We start from the raw sequence: 534 nt of genomic DNA on the forward strand, positions 1-534 counted from the left end.
CGCGATGCGGCGCTCGGGCTGCTCGCGGCCCACGCTGCCGGCCTGCACCGACCATTGCTTATCGCGCAGAAACTCGCAGTCCTTCACTTCCTTCACGGCCAGCCGCAGCGGGCCCACCAGCGCCGCTTTCACTTCGGGGGCCAGCTCTTCCGAGAACAGCGGCACGGGCGGGTCGCCGGGGTTTTCGCCGGGCGTCGTCATTTGCTGGCGAATGCCGTCGGGGCCGGGCTCGTCCAGCACCGGCACGCTGGTTCTCCAATTGGCCCCCAGCTCCGCAATGGCATCGGCCAGCAGCATGCCATCGTAGCCAATGGCATCTTCGATGATGCCCAGCACGTAGGCCGCGGCCTCCCCACCGTCCTGGCTGAGGTTGAGCAGTTCCGGGTGCTTAAATAGCAGGGCAATGGCCGTGTCGAGGCTCGACTGGTTAGTGACGGCCGACGGTGCCAGCAGCGGGTGCCGCAGCAGCCGGTAGCGCCGGAAGTCGGACCACTCCGCCTCGTCTTCGGCGGCGGCCTGGGCGCGCTCGGCCTC

Annotated in this window: 1 protein-coding gene; it reads right to left on the bottom strand. The window is 68.7% G+C overall.

What is annotated here, in order from left to right:
* A partial coding sequence (locus tag ACYVDE_RS25910) for a hypothetical protein (protein ID WP_460504369.1) occupies window positions 1-534 on the bottom strand: 534 nt, incomplete at both ends.

It is taken from the genome of Hymenobacter agri (assembly GCF_054778495.1).